The organism is Priestia sp. TRN 1309, from assembly GCF_050846875.1.
GTDB classification, from domain to species: domain Bacteria; phylum Bacillota; class Bacilli; order Bacillales; family Bacillaceae_H; genus Priestia; species Priestia zanthoxyli.
Genome location: NZ_JBOZGM010000005.1, coordinates 15,706 through 32,714 on the forward strand (window position 1 = coordinate 15,706; position 17,009 = coordinate 32,714).

The window sequence follows — 17,009 nt, forward strand, 5'->3', positions numbered from 1 at the left end:
CTCTTAGGCGCGAAGAAAGGGAAACTCAATGAATATTCAACAGTTTCAACAGCTATTAGAAGAAAAGGGAATTTCTCTTTCTTCTAAACAGCTGAATCAATTTGAAAAGTATTATCAAGTTTTAGTGGAATGGAACGAAAAAATGAATTTAACTGCTATCACTGATCACGGTGAAGTGTATGAAAAGCATTTTTACGATTCTATTTCAGCTGCTTTTTTTCAAGACTTTACAGAAATTGAATCCATGTGTGATGTAGGGGCAGGAGCAGGATTTCCAAGTATTCCGATCAAAATTTGTTTCCCGCATTTGCATGTAACCATTGTTGATTCGTTACAAAAGCGTATTACGTTTTTGACGCATCTTGTAAATGAGCTTGAACTAGACAATGTCACACTATGTCATGATCGAGCTGAAACATTTGGTAAAAAAGAAACGATTCGCGAGTCATTCGATCTTGTAACAGCAAGAGCCGTGGCACGTATCTCGGTTCTTAATGAATTTTGCTTACCGCTTGTTAAAGAACAAGGACGCTTTTTAGCAATGAAAGGTGCTTCTGCCCCTGAGGAATTAAAAAATGGGGAAAAATCATTTCAAGTATTAGGTGGAAAAGTGAAGTCGATTGAACATTTCCAATTGCCTTTGGAGCAAAGTGAACGTTACATTATTTTAATAGATAAAATAAAGAAAACGCCTAAAAAATATCCTAGAAAACCTGGTACCCCAGTTAAGCTTCCATTAGAGTAGGCGGTAAATAGATAGAGAAGAAAATGTTTCATATGAAACATTTTCTTCTCTATATTTTCTGTTTAGAAAGCAGGATATGATTAAAAAACATCGAATTAGTTTAAGGCGGGATTTTCCTGAAGGTGGTGTGGGACTATGAAATCTGCTTTTTCACGTTTTTTTAATTTAAAAGAAAAAGATGAGGATATTCATGTAGAGATTGAAACTGTCCAAGATGAAAATGTCGAAAAAGTTTTAAGAGATGAAGTAAAACAAATTAGGGTTTCAAGTATTATTCCGAATCGTTATCAGCCGCGTACTGTGTTTAATGAAGCAAAAATTGAAGAGCTAGCTCTTACTATTCATACACACGGTATTATTCAACCTATTGTGGTTCGACCGACTGAGGGCGAAGAATACGAATTAATTGCTGGAGAACGCCGGTGGAGAGCTGTACAAAGCTTAGGATGGGATACGGTTCCTGCAATTGTGAAACATTTTAACGATACAGAAACGGCCTCTGTGGCTTTAATAGAAAACTTACAACGTGAAGAGCTAACGGCTGTCGAAGAAGCACTAGCCTACGCAAAGTTAATTGAGTTACATAATCTTACCCAAGAGGCATTAGCTCAACGTTTAGGAAAAGGCCAATCCACAATTGCAAACAAGCTTCGTTTGTTAAAGCTTCCTGTTGAAATACAAGAAGCAATCAAACAAAAATTGATTACAGAGCGACATGCGAGAGCGCTCATTCCCCTCAAAAATCAAGAAAAACAACTTCAAGTATTAGCTGAGATTATTGAAAAACAATTAAATGTAAAACAAACGGAAGATCGAGTAGTTAAATTGTTAGAAACGCAGGTTAAAAAGCCAAAAGCAAAAAGAAAAGCGTTTAGTAAAGATACGCGTATCGCAATGAATACAATCCGTCAATCGTTGACAATGGTTAGTGACAGCGGTATTTCATTAAACACAGAAGAAGAAGAGTTTGATGAATATTTTCAGTTTACTATTAAGATTCCGAAAAAATAAAGAAATAGCCCTCATCTTTTTTTGATGAGGCTTTTTTATCAAAGTTTTTCGTCAGAAAATTCAATGAACAATAAAACTGTCTGGACAAATGGGATGGAAATGAAAGTAGGTGACAACATGGGGAAAATTGTGGCAGTTGCGAATCAAAAAGGCGGGGTTGGAAAAACAACAACCGCTGTTAATTTAGGCGCTTGTTTAGCTGAACAAGGAAAAAAGGTTCTACTTGTAGACGGAGATCCACAGGGTAACGCTACGAGTGGAGTTGGCATAGATAAAGCAGATGTAGATGAATGTATTTACAATGTAGTAGTGGAAGATATGGAAGCCAAAAACGTTGTGCGTTCAACAGCCGTCGAAAATTTATCAATCATTCCCGCGACCATTCAATTAGCTGGTGCAGAAATTGAATTAGTGTCGACTATTTCACGTGAAGTTCGACTTAAGAGAGCTTTAGAAACGGTGAAAGATCACTTTGATTATGTTATTATTGATTGTCCCCCTTCTCTTGGTTTACTGACATTAAATGCGTTAACTGCAGCTGATTCTGTTTTAATACCTGTACAGTGTGAATATTATGCGCTTGAAGGATTAAGTCAATTGCTAAATACCGTTAGATTAGTCCAAAAACATTTGAATAATCAACTGCGTATCGAAGGTGTATTGCTTACTATGCTTGACGCACGCACAAATTTGGGACTCCAGGTAACAGCAGAAGTGAAGAAATACTTTCAGGATCGGGTTTATCAAACGATTATTCCTCGAAATGTTCGTTTGAGCGAAGCACCTAGTCATGGTGAACCAATTATCTTATATGATGCAAGATCTAGAGGGGCCGCAGTTTATACGGAACTTGCAAAGGAAGTGATTTATAATGGCGAAAGGATTAGGGAAAGGAATTAATGCCTTATTTTCAGGCTTAGATGCACAGGCTGATGATTCAATTCAGGAAGTTGCTATTCACGAACTTAGACCCAACCCCTATCAACCACGTAAAACGTTTAATAAAGAAGCAATTAATGAGTTAAAGCAATCCATTTTACATCATGGCATCTTACAGCCTATTGTAGCTCGCAAAAGCATTAAAGGCTATGAAATCTTAGCGGGTGAAAGACGATTTAGAGCTGCTAAAGAAGCTGACCTTGCTACTGTTCCTGTCATTATAAAAGACTTTTCAGAAAAGCAAATGATGGAACTAGCTTTGTTGGAGAATTTACAGCGTGAAGATTTGACGCCAATTGAAGAAGCAACCGCTTATCAATTGCTTATGGATAAGCTCGATATGACACAGGAGCAACTTGCTACACGACTAGGAAAAAGCCGACCTCATATTGCTAACTATGTTCGCCTCTTGCAACTGCCTGAGGAAATTCAAACCCTCATTTCTACTAATGAATTGTCTATGGGACACGGGCGTACGCTAGTCGGTTTAAAAAATAAAGCTCTTCTACCTAAAGTAGTTGAAAAAATACGCAAGGAACAATTAAATGTCAGACAGCTAGAGGCTTATATTGCTCACTTAAATAAAGCCGTTCCACGTGAAACATCAAAAACCAAAAAAGATAAAGATTTATTCATAAAACAAAGTGAAACACAGCTCCGTGAGCGCTTTGGTACCTCTGTTCATATTACACAAAGCAAGAAAAAAGGAAAAATTGAAATCGAATTTTTCTCTAAAGAAGATTTAAACCGTCTTCTTGAATTATTTAATGATCTTTCTCAGACCAATAAATCTTCTGTATAAAAAAGGTTGTCCTAGTTTTAGGACAACCTTTTTATTGTTTATAGTGTCTTACAGTTTGGTAAACCGGAGAAGCATTAAACTCTTTCTCTCGTTCGTTGTGTACAGTCTCAATGCTTTTCGCAATTAAATCGGCAATGCACATAACAAGATGAAGCCTCGTATTTTGCAAGACGAAAAACTCCATAAATCCGCTCACGTTGACAACCCCTGTTATATGAATATCCCCGACTGGCGGCAATTCTTTATTAACCCCTGCTCCTGGTTTAACGGGTCCTATTCCAAGTGATGCAGAGCCTACGCTTTTCATACGACCTAAACAAGCATCAATTCCAATAATAAAAGGATTCGGGAAAAGCTTTTGAATATGTTTTAACGTTTCTTTCAAATTAACAGCATGAACAGGCTCTTCTAACGTTCCAAAAATATGAAAAGATGAAACCTTTTTTTCATTCAGTTTCGTTCCGACTAATGGACCCAATGAGTCCCCAGTTGAACGGTCCGTTCCAATACATACAAAAACAATTGGTCTGTCTTTCTGTGCTGGAAGTAAAGATAGTAACTGTGTACTCAGCTTCTTTATAGCAGATTCTTCATCATGAAATACGCGGGTTGAATGTTGTGTCTTCTCAAAGAAGGGAGATTTTAAATTCATAGGGTCCACTCCTTATACATAATAGTAACAGTATACGAAGATTTTGAAGATTCTATACATATATTTCATAGATTGGGGGAAAATCGATGTGGAGAGCAGGATGTAAATGGATATTCTTAATTATGGGAACCATGATAGGCGCTGGATATGCTTCTGGAAGAGAACTATGGCAGTTTTTTGGTGAAGAAAGCGGACTTGCTATTTTTCTATTTTCTATTATTTTTGCGATTTCTTGCAATGTGATTATGCAAATCAGCTATCGCTATCGAACCAATCAATTTTACCCAGTACTAATTGAATTAATAGGAAAGAAATGGGCTGCAGCCTACGACGTTTTAATCGTTTTTTATTTGTTTACGACGACGGTGATTATGATCGCAGGCGGCGGGGCGACATTGGAAATGTGGCATGTTCCTTACTGGTGGGGAATTGGTGCTCTTAGTGCGTTGATTGTCTTTGTTTTTTCAAGAGGATTAAGTGGACTGCTTTCTATCAATTCTTTCGTTATGCCAATCTTAATGATTGGACTAGCTGGCGTACTTCTTACATTTGTTTTACGTCATCCTGGAGTAACTAATTGGCATCTTCAGCATAATTGGCCTGCTGCTTTTACCTTTACGGCTTTGAATATTCTTCCTCTCGTCGCGGTATTATCTACAATTGGAAAGGAAATTAAAAGCAAAAAAGAGATTTATATTGCAAGTGTTGGCAGTGGTTTTTTATTAGGAGGTCTCTCCTTTATTTATAATGAATCACTTATTCAAGTTTCAGGGCTTCTTTCCTCTTATGAAATTCCATTATTCGCTATTCTTAAAGATTTTCCTTATATGATGACGTTTTTAATGAGCATTGTTTTGCTTATCGCAATTTATACGACAGCCGTTTCGGGAATTTTAGGGTTGACCGCGCGTTTTCATACTGAAAAGGTGCAATCTCTTTGGAAACTGGCAGCCTGCTGGCTACTTTTAATGATTCCCTTTACAAAGGTAGGGTTTTCTACTTTGATTGCCGTTTTGTATCCAATGTATGGAATCGTCAATTTATTTCTAGTAACAGCCGTTCTGTTGTATCCATTTCGAAATCGCTACAAAAGTTCGTAGAAACTTGCTACAATAGGTTAAAACTTTCTCATATGCAGATTATGTTACGTTAGGAGCTACATGTAGTATGAATTCGTTGAAGTCGGTTTTTAAGAACGTGTTTGAGCCATTTTTTCAAGAAGAAACGTGGGCACATATTGGAGAGGGATTTATAAAAATTCTGTTGATTCTACTTATTTCCATGTTTTTAATTCGAATTGGAAAGAAAGCGTTAAATAAATTCGTAGAGGTTCGCACAAATAGCCCTCTGCGTATTTCTGAGCGACGAGAAGCTACGATGGTCCGTTTGCTTCAAAATATTTTTTCTTATGCCATTTATTTCGTTGCGGGAGTTATGATTTTAGAAACGTTATCGGTAGATGTCCGTGGATTGCTAGCGGGGGCTGGAATCGTAGGGCTCGCGGTAGGGTTTGGTGCTCAAAACTTAGTGAAAGACATCATCACGGGGTTTTTTATTATCTTTGAAGATCAGTTCTCCGTTGGCGATTATGTTCGAGTAGGAACATTTGAGGGGACTGTGGAAGAAATTGGGTTGCGCACAACGAAGATTAAGAGTTGGACAGGCGAAATTAATATTTTACCCAATGGCAGTATTGTAGAGGTCACTAATTTTTCGTTACATAACAGCGTAGCTTTCGTTGATGTAAGCATTTCTTATGAAGAAAACATACAAAAAGCAGAACAAGTGATTTTAGACCTGTTAGAAGAATTGCCAAGTCGCTATGAAGATATGGTGAAAACGCCTGAACTGCTGGGGGTTCAAAATATCCATGCAACTGAAGTCACAATGAGGATTACAAGCGAAGTAAAACCAATGAGACATTTCCATATTTCTCGTATGATTCGTAAAGAAGTGCGTACAAGGCTAAATGAACATGGAATTGAAGTTCCATTTCCACGTATGGTTATGTATAATCGTACAGAAGAAGCACAGCATTCGTCGACGTTGAAAGGGACATAAGGAGGAGAGAGCTGATGACGGAAAAAGAATTTGGTTTAAATGACGTTGTGGAAATGAAAAAACCTCATCCTTGCGGTACAAATGAATGGAAAATCATTCGAATGGGAATGGATATCCGTATTAAATGTGAAGGCTGCGGCCATAGCGTAATGATTCCAAGACGTGATTTTGCACGTAAAATGAAAAAAATTCTTGTAAAGCATGAGGAATAACCTCATGCATTTTCTATGTTTATGCCTTATACTGTAAGGTGGGACAAAATGAGGCACCTTAACCCCATGCGGTTAAAGGTTCTTTATCAAACTTGTATTTCAAAAGTTGACTCACTATAATTGTGACAGGTTAACTTGTTTCGGATATATAAAGAGGAGTGAATAAATATATGGCTTTAACAGCTGGAATTGTTGGTCTTCCTAACGTTGGAAAATCAACATTATTTAATGCAATTACACAAGCGGGCGCAGAATCTGCGAACTACCCTTTCTGTACGATTGATCCTAACGTAGGTATCGTAGAAGTACCTGATCATCGTCTTCAAAAACTTACAGAGCTTGTAAAACCTAAAAAAACAATCCCAACAGCATTTGAATTCACAGATATCGCTGGAATCGTAAAAGGTGCTAGTAAAGGTGAAGGATTGGGAAATAAATTCTTATCTCATATTCGAGAAGTAGATGCGATTTGTCACGTTGTGCGTTGTTTTGAAGATGAAAACATCACGCACGTTTCAGGAAAAGTAGATCCTATCTCAGATATTGAAACAATTAATTTAGAGTTGATTTTAGCAGATTTAGAAACGGTAGAGAAACGTATTGGCCGTGTTCAAAAAATGGCTAAACAAAAAGATAAAGAAGCAATGTATGAATACGAAATTCTAGAGAAACTAAAGAATGCATTTGAAAGTGATCAGCCAGCTCGTGCTGTATCATTTACAGAAGAACAAATGAAATTAGTAAAACAATTTCACTTGCTAACGATTAAGCCTATTCTTTATGTAGCAAACGTTGCTGAAGATGAAGTAGCCGATGCATCTGCTAACGAATATGTAGCAAAAGTGCGTGAGTATGCGGCAAGCGAAGGTGCAGAAGTAATTGTTGTTTGCGCACGCATTGAATCTGAAATTGCTGAACTTGAAGGAGAAGAAAAAGCAATGTTCCTTGAAGAACTAGGCATTGAACAGTCAGGTCTAGATCAGCTTGTACGTGCAGCGTACGATTTACTTGGATTAGCTACGTACTTTACAGCTGGTGAGCAAGAAGTACGCGCGTGGACGTTTACACAAGGTATGAAAGCTCCTGAGTGTGCAGGTATTATTCATACAGATTTTGAACGTGGATTTATTCGTGCAGAAACGGTGTCATACGAGGATTTATTAGCTGCCAAAACAATGGGAGCAGCTCGTGAAGCTGGAAAAGTACGTTTAGAAGGAAAAGAATACATCGTAAAAGACGGAGACGTTATGCATTTCCGCTTTAACGTATAAGATTAAAAGCCGAAAGAAGATATCTTCTTTCGGCTTTTATCGTTGGCGAAAATATTAGCGTATATTTACGAAACAGCCCGCAATGCATATTGCTTTGCCTAGGGTAGTGTGCTATAATTTTAATTCGTGAGTAATATTTTATTGCTCCTTGCCCGTTTCGGGCCGTTAGACCAAAAGGAGGTGACAGTGATGAGAAAGTATGAAGTAATGTACATCATCCGTCCAAGCATTGATGACGAAGCAAAGAAAGCATTAGTTGAGCGCTTCAACGGCGTATTAACTGATAATGGTGCTGAAATCGCAAATGTTAAAGAATGGGGTAAACGTCGTTTAGCATACGAAATCAATGATTTCCGTGACGGTTACTACATGATTCTTGACGTGGCGGCTACTTCAGAAGCAGTTTCTGAATTTGATCGTCTTGCGAAAATCAACGAAGACATTATCCGTCATATCGTTGTTAAACAAGAAGCATAATTAAACGTTTAAATAAATGGGTTTTATTTCCTTAAGGAGTGGTTCTGATGATGAATCGCGTAATTCTCGTAGGACGCTTAACCAAAGATCCTGAATTACGTTATACCCCGAGTGGAGCAGCGGTTGCAACATTCACTTTAGCGGTAAACCGCACATTTACAAATCAGCAAGGTGAACGTGAAGCTGACTTCATCAACTGTGTTGTATGGCGTCGTCAGGCTGAAAATGCAGCCAATTTCCTTAAAAAAGGAAGTTTAGCTGGTGTTGATGGTCGACTACAATCTCGCAGTTACGAAGGACAAGACGGTCGTCGTGTATACGTAACGGAAGTTGTAGCGGAAAGTGTGCAATTTTTAGAGCCGAAAAGTGGCGGTGGGGATACGCAACGCAGTAACTTTGCTAACACTGGAGGATCTGGACAAGGCTCTCCATTTGGAGATAATCAGAACCGTAACTCAGGTAATCAAGGTTATACTCGCGTTGATGATGATCCATTTGCAAATAATGGCGAGACAATTGACATTTCTGATGACGATTTACCGTTTTAATTCGCAGTAGATTATCCGGAGTATAAAATTTTATAGAAACTTTTAAGCGGAAGGAGGCGTATCAAAATGGCAGGTGGACGTAAAGGTGGACGCAACAGACGTCGTAAAGTTTGTTTCTTCACAGCAAACGGCATCACTCACATCGATTACAAAGATGTAGATATGCTTAAAAAATTCGTTTCAGAGCGTGGTAAAATTTTACCTCGTCGTGTAACTGGAACAAGCGCTAAATACCAACGTAAATTAACGATCGCTATCAAACGCGCTCGTCAAATGGCATTATTACCATATGTTTCTGGTGAATAATGAACGGTATAAAAAGAGGCAGTAAGGATTCCCTTACTGCCTCTTTTTACATTACATAGGTGCTCTTTTGCCAAATAGTTGCTTCTTATGAACTGAATCGATAAAATAAATAATAGTCTATATCAACGAGGTGAAGTTGTGAAAGGAATTCGATATATTACAGAAGGAGCAGCTCTTTTAGCGCTGTTTGTAGCGCTGTTGCTTTTTTCACTATACATACCTGTTGTGGGAACCATTTTTCAACTAGCGCTAGCTGTTCCATTTATTGTGTATACCGTTCGTCATGGGTGGAAAAAGGCAATATTATTTTTAGTAGTAGGGTTGTTATTGACTTTGTTATTTGGAAATGTATTGACTCTTCCTTTTACACTTGTATTTGGTATTGGTGGATTAGCAATAGGAATGCTTTACCGACAAAAACAAAAAAGGTATACCATTTTACTAGGCGGCACGGTTGCATTTAGTTTAGGTTTACTTTTATTGTTCGTAGGAGCAAATGTCATTTTTAATGTTAATTTAATGGAGCAAATAAATAATGCTTTAGATCAATCGATTAATCAAAGTATTGAAATGATGAAAAGTTTAGGACAAGACGTTAAGGAATCTCAAATTGACCAAATGAGAGATGCATTTGATATGTTTAAAAATCTGCTGCCTCTATTAATTGTTATGGGTGGAGTTATTCTAGCCTTTTTCTCTCAGCTTATTGCTACGCCTATTCTTAAAAGAACAGGTTATGAGGTGCAAGCATTCCCGCCTTTTCGTGAATTTAAACTTCCTAAAAGTATTCTATGGTATTATTTGATTGCATTAATCTTATCCTTCCCATCTTTTAATATTGAACAAGGTACATTTATGTACGTAGCTATTATCAACATCGTGATGGGACTGCAAATGCTAGTCGTGTTACAAGGGATCTCTTTTATTTTCTATTTCTCACATCAAAAAGGGTATGCCAAAGCAATTCCAATTGTTGTAACAATTTTAGCATTAATTATTCCAATTATCCTTCAAATTGTGCGCATCTTAGGTATAATTGATTTAGGATTTAATTTAAGAAAACAATTAGACACAAAAAAGTAGATATTGTGGAACTTAAAAAAGTAGGAGCTGAAATGGATGCCTGTCTTTACAAAAAAGAACGTCATTCGCTATCCATTTTACTCATTGTATAGTATAGCCCTGATTTTAGTAGGTATCGTGACCTATCATAATTGGATCATAGGAATGATAGGCTTTATATTACTATTAGCCTGTCTTTTTCTATACATGAGAATGGAGCGAATGCTGTCCGATGAGTTTGAAACCTATATTTCAATGCTGTCTCATCGGTTGAAAAAAGTAGGCGAAGAGGCATTAATGGAAATGCCGATTGGGATTATGCTATTTAATGATGAATATCAAATTGAATGGACCAATCCTTTTCTAGCATCTTGTCTCGGTGAAGACACACTGGTGGGAAGATCATTATACGATGTGGCAGAGAGTATTATTCCACTGATCAAACAAGAAGTGGAAACAGAAGTTGTCACGTTGCATGATCGGAAATTCAAAGTGGTGATTAAACGAGACGAGCGCTTACTGTACTTCTTTGATATTACAGAGCAAATAGAAATCGAAAAATTGTATGAGGAAGAACGAACAAGTTTAGGCATTATCTTTTTAGATAATTATGATGAACTAACGCAAGGAATGGATGATCAAGTTAAAAGTAACTTGAATAGCCAAGTAACTTCTATGTTAAATAGTTGGGCTCAAGAATACGGTATTTTTATTAAACGTACGTCTTCTGAGAAATTTATTGCGATTATGAATGAACAAATCTTAATTCATTTAGAGCGAAGCAAATTTTCTATCTTAGACCAAGTTCGAGAAGAGACGTCTAAACAAAATATACCGCTTACATTGAGCATTGGTATCGGAGCTGGTGCTGCTGATTTACCTGAGCTGGGTGCTTTAGCTCAATCTAGCTTGGATTTGGCCTTAGGCCGAGGTGGAGATCAAGTAGCGATTAAACAGCCGAATGGAAAAGTGAAATTCTTTGGCGGCAAGACTAATCCAATGGAAAAACGGACGCGCGTGCGTGCCAGAGTTATTTCTCACGCGTTAAAAGAGCTCATTACAGAGAGTGGAAAAGTGATTATCATGGGTCATAAGTATCCGGATATGGATGCTGTAGGAGCTGCTATTGGGATATTAAAAGTAGCGCAAGTAAATCAGAAAGACGGTTTTATCGTACTAGATCCTGATCATATTGATACAGGTGTTCAGCGAATGCTAGAAGAGATTAAAAAGAAAGAAGGCCTGTGGGAACGATTTATTACGCCTGAAGAAGCCTTAAATCTTGTGAGTGATGATACTCTTTTAGTAGTAGTAGATACGCATAAGCCGTCGCTCGTTATTGAAGAAAGGTTATTAAATCGTATTGAAAATGTCGTGGTCATTGATCATCATAGACGAGGAGAAGACTTTATCGAAGACCCTCTTCTTGTCTATATGGAGCCATATGCTTCCTCGACAGCAGAACTCGTTACTGAGCTTCTTGAATACCAGCCAAAACGATTTAAAATTGATATGCTAGAAGCAACAGCACTTTTAGCCGGTATTATTGTCGATACAAAAAGCTTTACATTACGCACGGGATCTCGTACGTTTGATGCAGCGTCCTTTTTACGTTCTCAAGGCGCAGATACGGTTCTTGTTCAAAAGTTTTTAAAAGAAGATATTACGCAATATGTACAGCGAGCACGCTTCATTGAACATGCAGAGATTTATACAGCGGGTATTGCCATTTCACGCGCTGAACCGAACAAAATGTATGATCAAGTGTTAATCGCGCAAGCTGCAGATACGCTGCTTTCAATCAGCGGAGTGGTTGCTTCGTTTGTTATTTCTAAGCGACGGGATAATCTAATTGGCATTAGTGCTAGATCGCTTGGAGATATCAATGTACAAGTTATTATGGAAAGTCTCCAAGGCGGAGGCCACTTAACGAATGCTGCTACTCAGCTTCAAGACATTAGTTTGGATGAAGCTGAAGAAAGGCTTAAACAAGCAATTGATGAGTACTTAGATGGAGGTAAAAAATCATGAAAGTAATTTTCTTAAAAGATGTAAAAGGAAAAGGCAAAAAAGGTGAAGTGAAAAATGTTTCAGACGGTTATGCACATAACTTCTTATTAAAGAATGGTTATGCTGTTGAAGCTACAGGCGGTAATGTGAAGGTATTAGAAGCACAAAAAAATAGAGAGCAAAAAGATGCAGCTGCAGAACTTCAAGCAAACAAAGAGTTAAAAGCAACTCTTGAAGAACTAACAGTTGAATTAACAGCAAAATCTGGTGAAGGTGGCCGTTTATTCGGTTCTATCACAAGCAAACAAATTGCTGAAGAATTAAAGAAAAAACACAAAATTAAAGTAGATAAGCGTAAAATTGAATTAAATGATGCCATTCGCGCATTAGGCTACACAAATGTACCGGTTAAATTACATCCGGAAGTAACGGCTACTGTAAAGGTACACGTGACTGAACAAAAATAAACGTACGATTGAGAAATAAGTAAATAATATAAAGGGTTGGCGCGGACTTGTATTTGTTCGCGCCAACATTTATGATGAAAGAAAATACTGAAAGAATATAAGAGGGGCATAGAAATATGAGTGATCTTTTTGCTGATCGTCTTCCGCCTCAGAATATTGAAGCAGAGCAAGCGCTATTAGGGGCCATTTTCTTAGAGCCTTCTTCTTTAACCTTAGCATCTGAACTGCTGATACCTGAAGATTTTTATCGGGCATCGCACCAGAAAATCTTTACATGTATGCTGAAACTTTCTGACCAAGGTGAACCGGTTGATTTGGTAACGGTAACGTCTGAATTAGCTGACCAAAAAATCCTAGAAGAAGTTGGCGGCGTATCGTATTTAAGTGATTTAGCTAACTCTGTTCCAACGGCTGCAAACGTAGAATATTACGGTAAAATTGTAGAAGAAAAGTCGATTTTACGCCGTCTAATTCGTACTGCAACGCATATTGCTTCAGAAGGATATGCAAGGGAAGACGAAGTGGAAGTTTTATTAAATGAAGCGGAAAAAAACATTTTAGAAGTAGCACAGCGTAAAAACAGCGGTGTGTTTCAAAATATCAAAGATGTACTTGTACAAACATACGATGATATCGAAGTTCTTCACAATCGAAAAGGTGACATTACAGGTATCCCAACTGGGTTTAGTGATTTAGATAGAATGACAGCAGGGTTCCAGCGAAATGATTTAATCATTGTAGCGGCGCGTCCATCGGTAGGTAAAACGGCTTTTGCCTTAAATATTGCGCAAAACGTTGCAACGAAAACGGATGAGAACGTAGCAATATTCAGTTTAGAGATGGGTGCTCAGCAGCTTGTTATGAGGATGCTGTGTGCCGAAGGAAATATTGATGCACAAAGGCTGCGTACAGGCTCGCTTACAGCCGATGACTGGGGAAAGCTCACGATGGCAATGGGATCTTTGTCCAATGCAGGGATTTATATTGATGATACACCGGGTATTCGAGTAGGTGAAATTCGTTCTAAGTGTCGTCGCTTGAAACAAGAAGGCGGACTTGGGATGATTTTAATTGACTACTTACAGCTTATTCAAGGTAATGGACGAAGCGGAGAAAACCGACAGCAGGAAGTATCTGAAATTTCGCGTGCGTTAAAAGCTTTAGCCCGTGAATTAGAAGTTCCTGTTATCGCCTTATCACAGCTTTCCCGTGGCGTAGAGCAGAGACAAGATAAGCGACCGATGATGTCTGATATCCGTGAATCCGGAAGTATTGAGCAGGATGCCGATATCGTAGCTTTCTTATATCGTGAAGACTATTATGAAAAAGACACAGAAAATCAAAATATTATCGAGATTATTATAGCTAAGCAGCGTAACGGTCCAGTTGGAACCGTACAGCTTGCCTTTGTAAAAGAATACAATAAATTCGTTAATCTCGAGCGGCGCTTTGATGACGCAGGAGTGCCGCCTGGTGCATAAAACCTCTCAATATGAGAGGTTTTATTTTATTGTTATCGCATTCGTTCCGCAAAATACGATATATTTGTAATAACTTTTGTTAAATCGTTCGGATTTAATTGACTTTAGTGTGATAAATTGATACACTTATCCATGGTTAAATTATGTCGTAGTGAGCTGTTGCTTACTAAGCGGAGGTGCTTAAGATATGTCTTCAGTCGTTGTAGTAGGAACACAATGGGGAGATGAAGGAAAAGGGAAGATTACAGACTTCCTATCAGAAAATGCAGAAGTGATTGCACGTTACCAAGGTGGGAACAATGCAGGTCACACAATTAAGTTTAATGGTGAAACTTATAAGTTACATTTAATTCCTTCAGGTATTTTTTATAATGACAAAACGTGTGTAATTGGAAACGGTATGGTTGTTGATCCAAAAGCACTTGTTCAAGAATTAAAATACTTACATGATCGCGGTGTAACAACAGAAAACTTACGTATTAGTAACCGAGCTCATGTGATTCTTCCATATCATTTAAAATTAGATGAAGTTGAAGAAGAACGTAAAGGTGAAAATAAGATTGGTACAACGAAAAAAGGTATTGGACCAGCTTATATGGATAAAGCAGCACGTGTTGGTATTCGAATTGCCGATTTACTAGACCGTGAAGTATTTGAAGCAAAATTAACACAAAACTTAGCTGAAAAGAATCGCCTTCTTGAAAAAATGTATGAAGTAGAAGGCTTTACATTAGAAGAAATTTTAGATGAGTACTATGAGTATGGTCAACAAGTTGCAAAATATGTTGTTGATACATCAGTAGTATTAAATGATGCGTTAGACGAAGGACGTCGTGTACTATTTGAAGGCGCACAAGGTGTTATGTTAGATATCGACCAAGGAACATATCCATTTGTTACATCTTCAAACCCAGTAGCGGGTGGAGTAACAATTGGTTCTGGTGTAGGTCCATCTAAAATCAAACACGTTGTAGGTGTATCAAAAGCCTATACAACTCGTGTTGGTGACGGTCCTTTCCCAACTGAATTAACAAACGAAATCGGTGATCAAATCCGTGAAGTAGGACGTGAATACGGTACAACAACTGGTCGTCCTCGCCGTGTAGGTTGGTTCGACAGTGTAGTTGTACGTCATGCTCGCCGCGTTAGCGGAATCACAGACTTATCTTTAAACTCAATTGATGTATTAACGGGAATTGAGACATTAAAGATTTGTGTAGCTTACCGTTATAAAGGGGAAGTTATGGAAGAATTCCCTGCTAGCTTAAAAACACTTGCAGAATGCGAACCTGTATATGAAGAGCTTCCAGGTTGGACAGAAGATATCACGGGTGTGAAAACATTAGATGAGTTACCTGATAACGCTCGCCACTACTTAGAGCGCGTGTCTCAATTAACAGGTATTCCTTTATCTATTTTCTCTGTAGGTCCAGATCGTACACAAACAAATGTATTACGTGGTGTATATAGCTAAATAAAAAGAGTTAGCTCTTCGTGAGCTAACCTTTTTTATTTATAATTGGTGCTTTTTTAACAAGACTTTTAAAAAAAGCTCAATAATAAAAAGAAAGTTTTAAAAAACTATTGCATTTATATGAAATATCATGTTATTATAATAAGCGTCGCTAAGAGATATAACATGAGCCATTAGCTCAGTTGGTAGAGCATCTGACTTTTAATCAGAGGGTCGAAGGTTCGAGTCCTTCATGGCTCACTTTTGTTACAACGTGGCCCGTTGGTCAAGCGGTTAAGACACCGCCCTTTCACGGCGGTAACACGGGTTCGAATCCCGTACGGGTCATTTTTAATATTTTTAATACATAGCATATAGACTGAGGTCCCGTGGTGTAGCGGTTAACATGCCTGCCTGTCACGCAGGAGATCGCGGGTTCGATTCCCGTCGGGACCGCCATTTTGGCTCGGTAGCTCAGTTGGTAGAGCAAAGGACTGAAAATCCTTGTGTCGGCGGTTCGATTCCGTCCCGAGCCATCAAAAAGCATGACTTTATTTAAAGTCATGCTTTTTTCTTTTATTTACATTTAAAAGAAAACGTTATTTGCTTTGCATCTCTTTTATGGTAATATATTACTTTTGTATTTAGAGATGGTTGAAAATCATATATCTTCATGTATAGTAGAGGATGAACTTGTGACGTTTCAAGGGTTATCAAGTATAATAAAACTACGGTATTCAAACAGTATGAATACTATCTTTTATATTTTGCTTCAACTAATAAAGGAGAACGATGATCATGGATAAACGTATTTTAGTCGTAGATGACGAAAAGCCGATTGCAGATATTTTAAAGTTTAATTTGCAAAAAGAAGGTTACGAAGTATTTTGTGCTTATGATGGCGTAGAAGCACTTGAAAAAGTGGAAGAAGTACAGCCTGAAATGATTTTATTAGATATTATGCTTCCTCAGAAAGATGGAATGGAAGTTTGCCGAGAAGTGCGCAAAAAATATGATATGCCCATTATCATGTTAACAGCAAAAGACTCTGAAATTGACAAGGTTTTAGGTCTAGAATTAGGTGCAGATGATTATGTAACTAAGCCGTTCAGTACGCGTGAATTATTAGCACGTGTAAAAGCTAATTTACGTAGACATCAGCAGGTAGCTGTTCCAACAGAAGAAAGTGAAACGAATGAAATTACGATTGGAGCACTTGTTATTCATCCAGATGCTTATATTGTGTCTAAGCGCGGAGAAACGATTGAACTGACTCATCGTGAATTTGAGCTGCTGCATTATTTAGCGAAGCACATTGGACAAGTCATGACGCGTGAACACTTGCTTCAAACTGTATGGGGTTATGACTATTTTGGTGATGTGCGTACGGTAGATGTAACAGTTCGAAGATTACGTGAAAAAATTGAAGATAATCCAAGCCATCCAATGTGGATTGTAACAAGACGTGGAGTAGGCTATTATTTACGCAGCCCAGAGCAGGAGTAATTTTAG

General features: G+C 37.9%; 18 protein-coding genes and 4 tRNA genes. 21 read left to right on the plus strand and 1 reads right to left on the minus strand.

Annotation, left to right across the window (positions count from 1 at the left end):
• The first annotated feature begins 28 nt into the window (after positions 1-28).
• The 4 genes from rsmG (at position 29) to ACRPLQ_RS19640 (ending at position 3,497) form a co-directional block, all read left to right on the plus strand.
• Positions 29-745, plus strand: coding sequence for a 16S rRNA (guanine(527)-N(7))-methyltransferase RsmG (gene rsmG, locus ACRPLQ_RS19625; RefSeq protein ID WP_013085565.1), 717 nt, complete (start codon positions 29-31; stop codon positions 743-745).
• A 135-nt stretch (positions 746-880) separates the two neighbouring features.
• Positions 881-1,756: a nucleoid occlusion protein gene (gene noc, locus ACRPLQ_RS19630; RefSeq protein ID WP_013059923.1), complete on the plus strand. Its 876-nt coding sequence runs from the start codon at positions 881-883 to the stop codon at positions 1,754-1,756.
• Positions 1,757-1,873: 117 nt separating this feature from the next.
• The gene (locus tag ACRPLQ_RS19635; protein WP_013059922.1) at positions 1,874-2,656 is read left to right on the plus strand and encodes a ParA family protein; all 783 of its coding nucleotides are present in this window, start codon (positions 1,874-1,876) and stop codon (positions 2,654-2,656) included.
• Positions 2,628-3,497: a ParB/RepB/Spo0J family partition protein gene (locus ACRPLQ_RS19640; protein ID WP_013059921.1), complete on the plus strand. Its 870-nt coding sequence runs from the start codon at positions 2,628-2,630 to the stop codon at positions 3,495-3,497. The genes ACRPLQ_RS19635 and ACRPLQ_RS19640 overlap by 29 nt, the downstream gene beginning before the upstream one ends.
• A 31-nt stretch (positions 3,498-3,528) precedes the next feature.
• Here the strand turns inward: ACRPLQ_RS19640 and yyaC are convergent, their stop codons facing one another.
• Positions 3,529-4,149, minus strand: a complete 621-nt coding sequence (gene yyaC / locus ACRPLQ_RS19645) for a spore protease YyaC (protein WP_028411915.1) — start codon at positions 4,147-4,149, stop codon at positions 3,529-3,531.
• 86 nt (positions 4,150-4,235) lie between these two features.
• Between yyaC and ACRPLQ_RS19650 the strand changes: the two genes are divergently transcribed.
• The 17 genes from ACRPLQ_RS19650 to yycF all read left to right on the plus strand — a co-directional run bounded on the left by ACRPLQ_RS19650 (position 4,236) and on the right by yycF (position 17,003).
• A complete protein-coding gene (locus ACRPLQ_RS19650) occupies positions 4,236-5,249 on the plus strand; it encodes a YkvI family membrane protein (RefSeq protein ID WP_028411916.1) in 1,014 nt (337 codons plus the stop codon).
• Between the two features lie 67 nt (positions 5,250-5,316).
• Complete coding sequence (locus ACRPLQ_RS19655; protein WP_028409761.1) at positions 5,317-6,210, plus strand: mechanosensitive ion channel family protein; 894 nt, start codon at positions 5,317-5,319, stop codon at positions 6,208-6,210.
• A gap of 14 nt (positions 6,211-6,224) precedes the next feature.
• On the plus strand, positions 6,225-6,422 hold the full coding sequence (locus ACRPLQ_RS19660; RefSeq protein WP_013059917.1) for a DUF951 domain-containing protein: 198 nt from the start codon (positions 6,225-6,227) through the stop codon (positions 6,420-6,422).
• Positions 6,423-6,592: 170 nt separating this feature from the next.
• Positions 6,593-7,693: a redox-regulated ATPase YchF gene (gene ychF, locus ACRPLQ_RS19665; RefSeq protein ID WP_028411917.1), complete on the plus strand. Its 1,101-nt coding sequence runs from the start codon at positions 6,593-6,595 to the stop codon at positions 7,691-7,693.
• Positions 7,694-7,882: 189 nt separating this feature from the next.
• Positions 7,883-8,170, plus strand: a complete 288-nt coding sequence (rpsF, locus tag ACRPLQ_RS19670) for a 30S ribosomal protein S6 (RefSeq protein ID WP_013059915.1) — start codon at positions 7,883-7,885, stop codon at positions 8,168-8,170.
• Between the two features lie 47 nt (positions 8,171-8,217).
• On the plus strand, positions 8,218-8,718 hold the full coding sequence (ssb, locus tag ACRPLQ_RS19675) for a single-stranded DNA-binding protein (protein WP_013059914.1): 501 nt from the start codon (positions 8,218-8,220) through the stop codon (positions 8,716-8,718).
• A 66-nt stretch (positions 8,719-8,784) separates the two neighbouring features.
• Positions 8,785-9,024: a 30S ribosomal protein S18 gene (rpsR, locus tag ACRPLQ_RS19680; RefSeq protein ID WP_013059913.1), complete on the plus strand. Its 240-nt coding sequence runs from the start codon at positions 8,785-8,787 to the stop codon at positions 9,022-9,024.
• A 138-nt stretch (positions 9,025-9,162) separates the two neighbouring features.
• Positions 9,163-10,107, plus strand: coding sequence for a YybS family protein (locus ACRPLQ_RS19685; RefSeq protein WP_033580875.1), 945 nt, complete (start codon positions 9,163-9,165; stop codon positions 10,105-10,107).
• Between the two features lie 36 nt (positions 10,108-10,143).
• Complete coding sequence (locus ACRPLQ_RS19690) at positions 10,144-12,117, plus strand: DHH family phosphoesterase (protein WP_025752414.1); 1,974 nt, start codon at positions 10,144-10,146, stop codon at positions 12,115-12,117.
• Complete coding sequence (gene rplI / locus ACRPLQ_RS19695; RefSeq protein ID WP_013059910.1) at positions 12,114-12,563, plus strand: 50S ribosomal protein L9; 450 nt, start codon at positions 12,114-12,116, stop codon at positions 12,561-12,563. The genes ACRPLQ_RS19690 and rplI overlap by 4 nt, the downstream gene beginning before the upstream one ends.
• Before the next feature lie 116 nt (positions 12,564-12,679).
• Entirely contained in the window at positions 12,680-14,044 is a 1,365-nt protein-coding gene (dnaB, locus tag ACRPLQ_RS19700) for a replicative DNA helicase (RefSeq protein ID WP_013059909.1), read from the plus strand.
• Positions 14,045-14,231: 187 nt separating this feature from the next.
• Entirely contained in the window at positions 14,232-15,518 is a 1,287-nt protein-coding gene (locus ACRPLQ_RS19705; RefSeq protein ID WP_013085553.1) for an adenylosuccinate synthase, read from the plus strand.
• A gap of 167 nt (positions 15,519-15,685) precedes the next feature.
• A tRNA-Lys gene (locus ACRPLQ_RS19710) sits at positions 15,686-15,758 on the plus strand.
• Positions 15,759-15,773: 15 nt separating this feature from the next.
• Positions 15,774-15,845: transfer RNA gene (locus ACRPLQ_RS19715), tRNA-Glu, on the plus strand.
• A gap of 35 nt (positions 15,846-15,880) precedes the next feature.
• Positions 15,881-15,956 (plus strand) — tRNA-Asp (locus ACRPLQ_RS19720).
• A gap of 4 nt (positions 15,957-15,960) precedes the next feature.
• A tRNA-Phe gene (locus ACRPLQ_RS19725) sits at positions 15,961-16,033 on the plus strand.
• A 262-nt stretch (positions 16,034-16,295) separates the two neighbouring features.
• Positions 16,296-17,003 (plus strand): response regulator YycF, encoded by a 708-nt coding sequence (gene yycF, locus ACRPLQ_RS19730; protein ID WP_013085552.1) that lies wholly within the window; start codon positions 16,296-16,298, stop codon positions 17,001-17,003.
• The last annotated feature ends 6 nt before the right edge of the window (positions 17,004-17,009 follow it).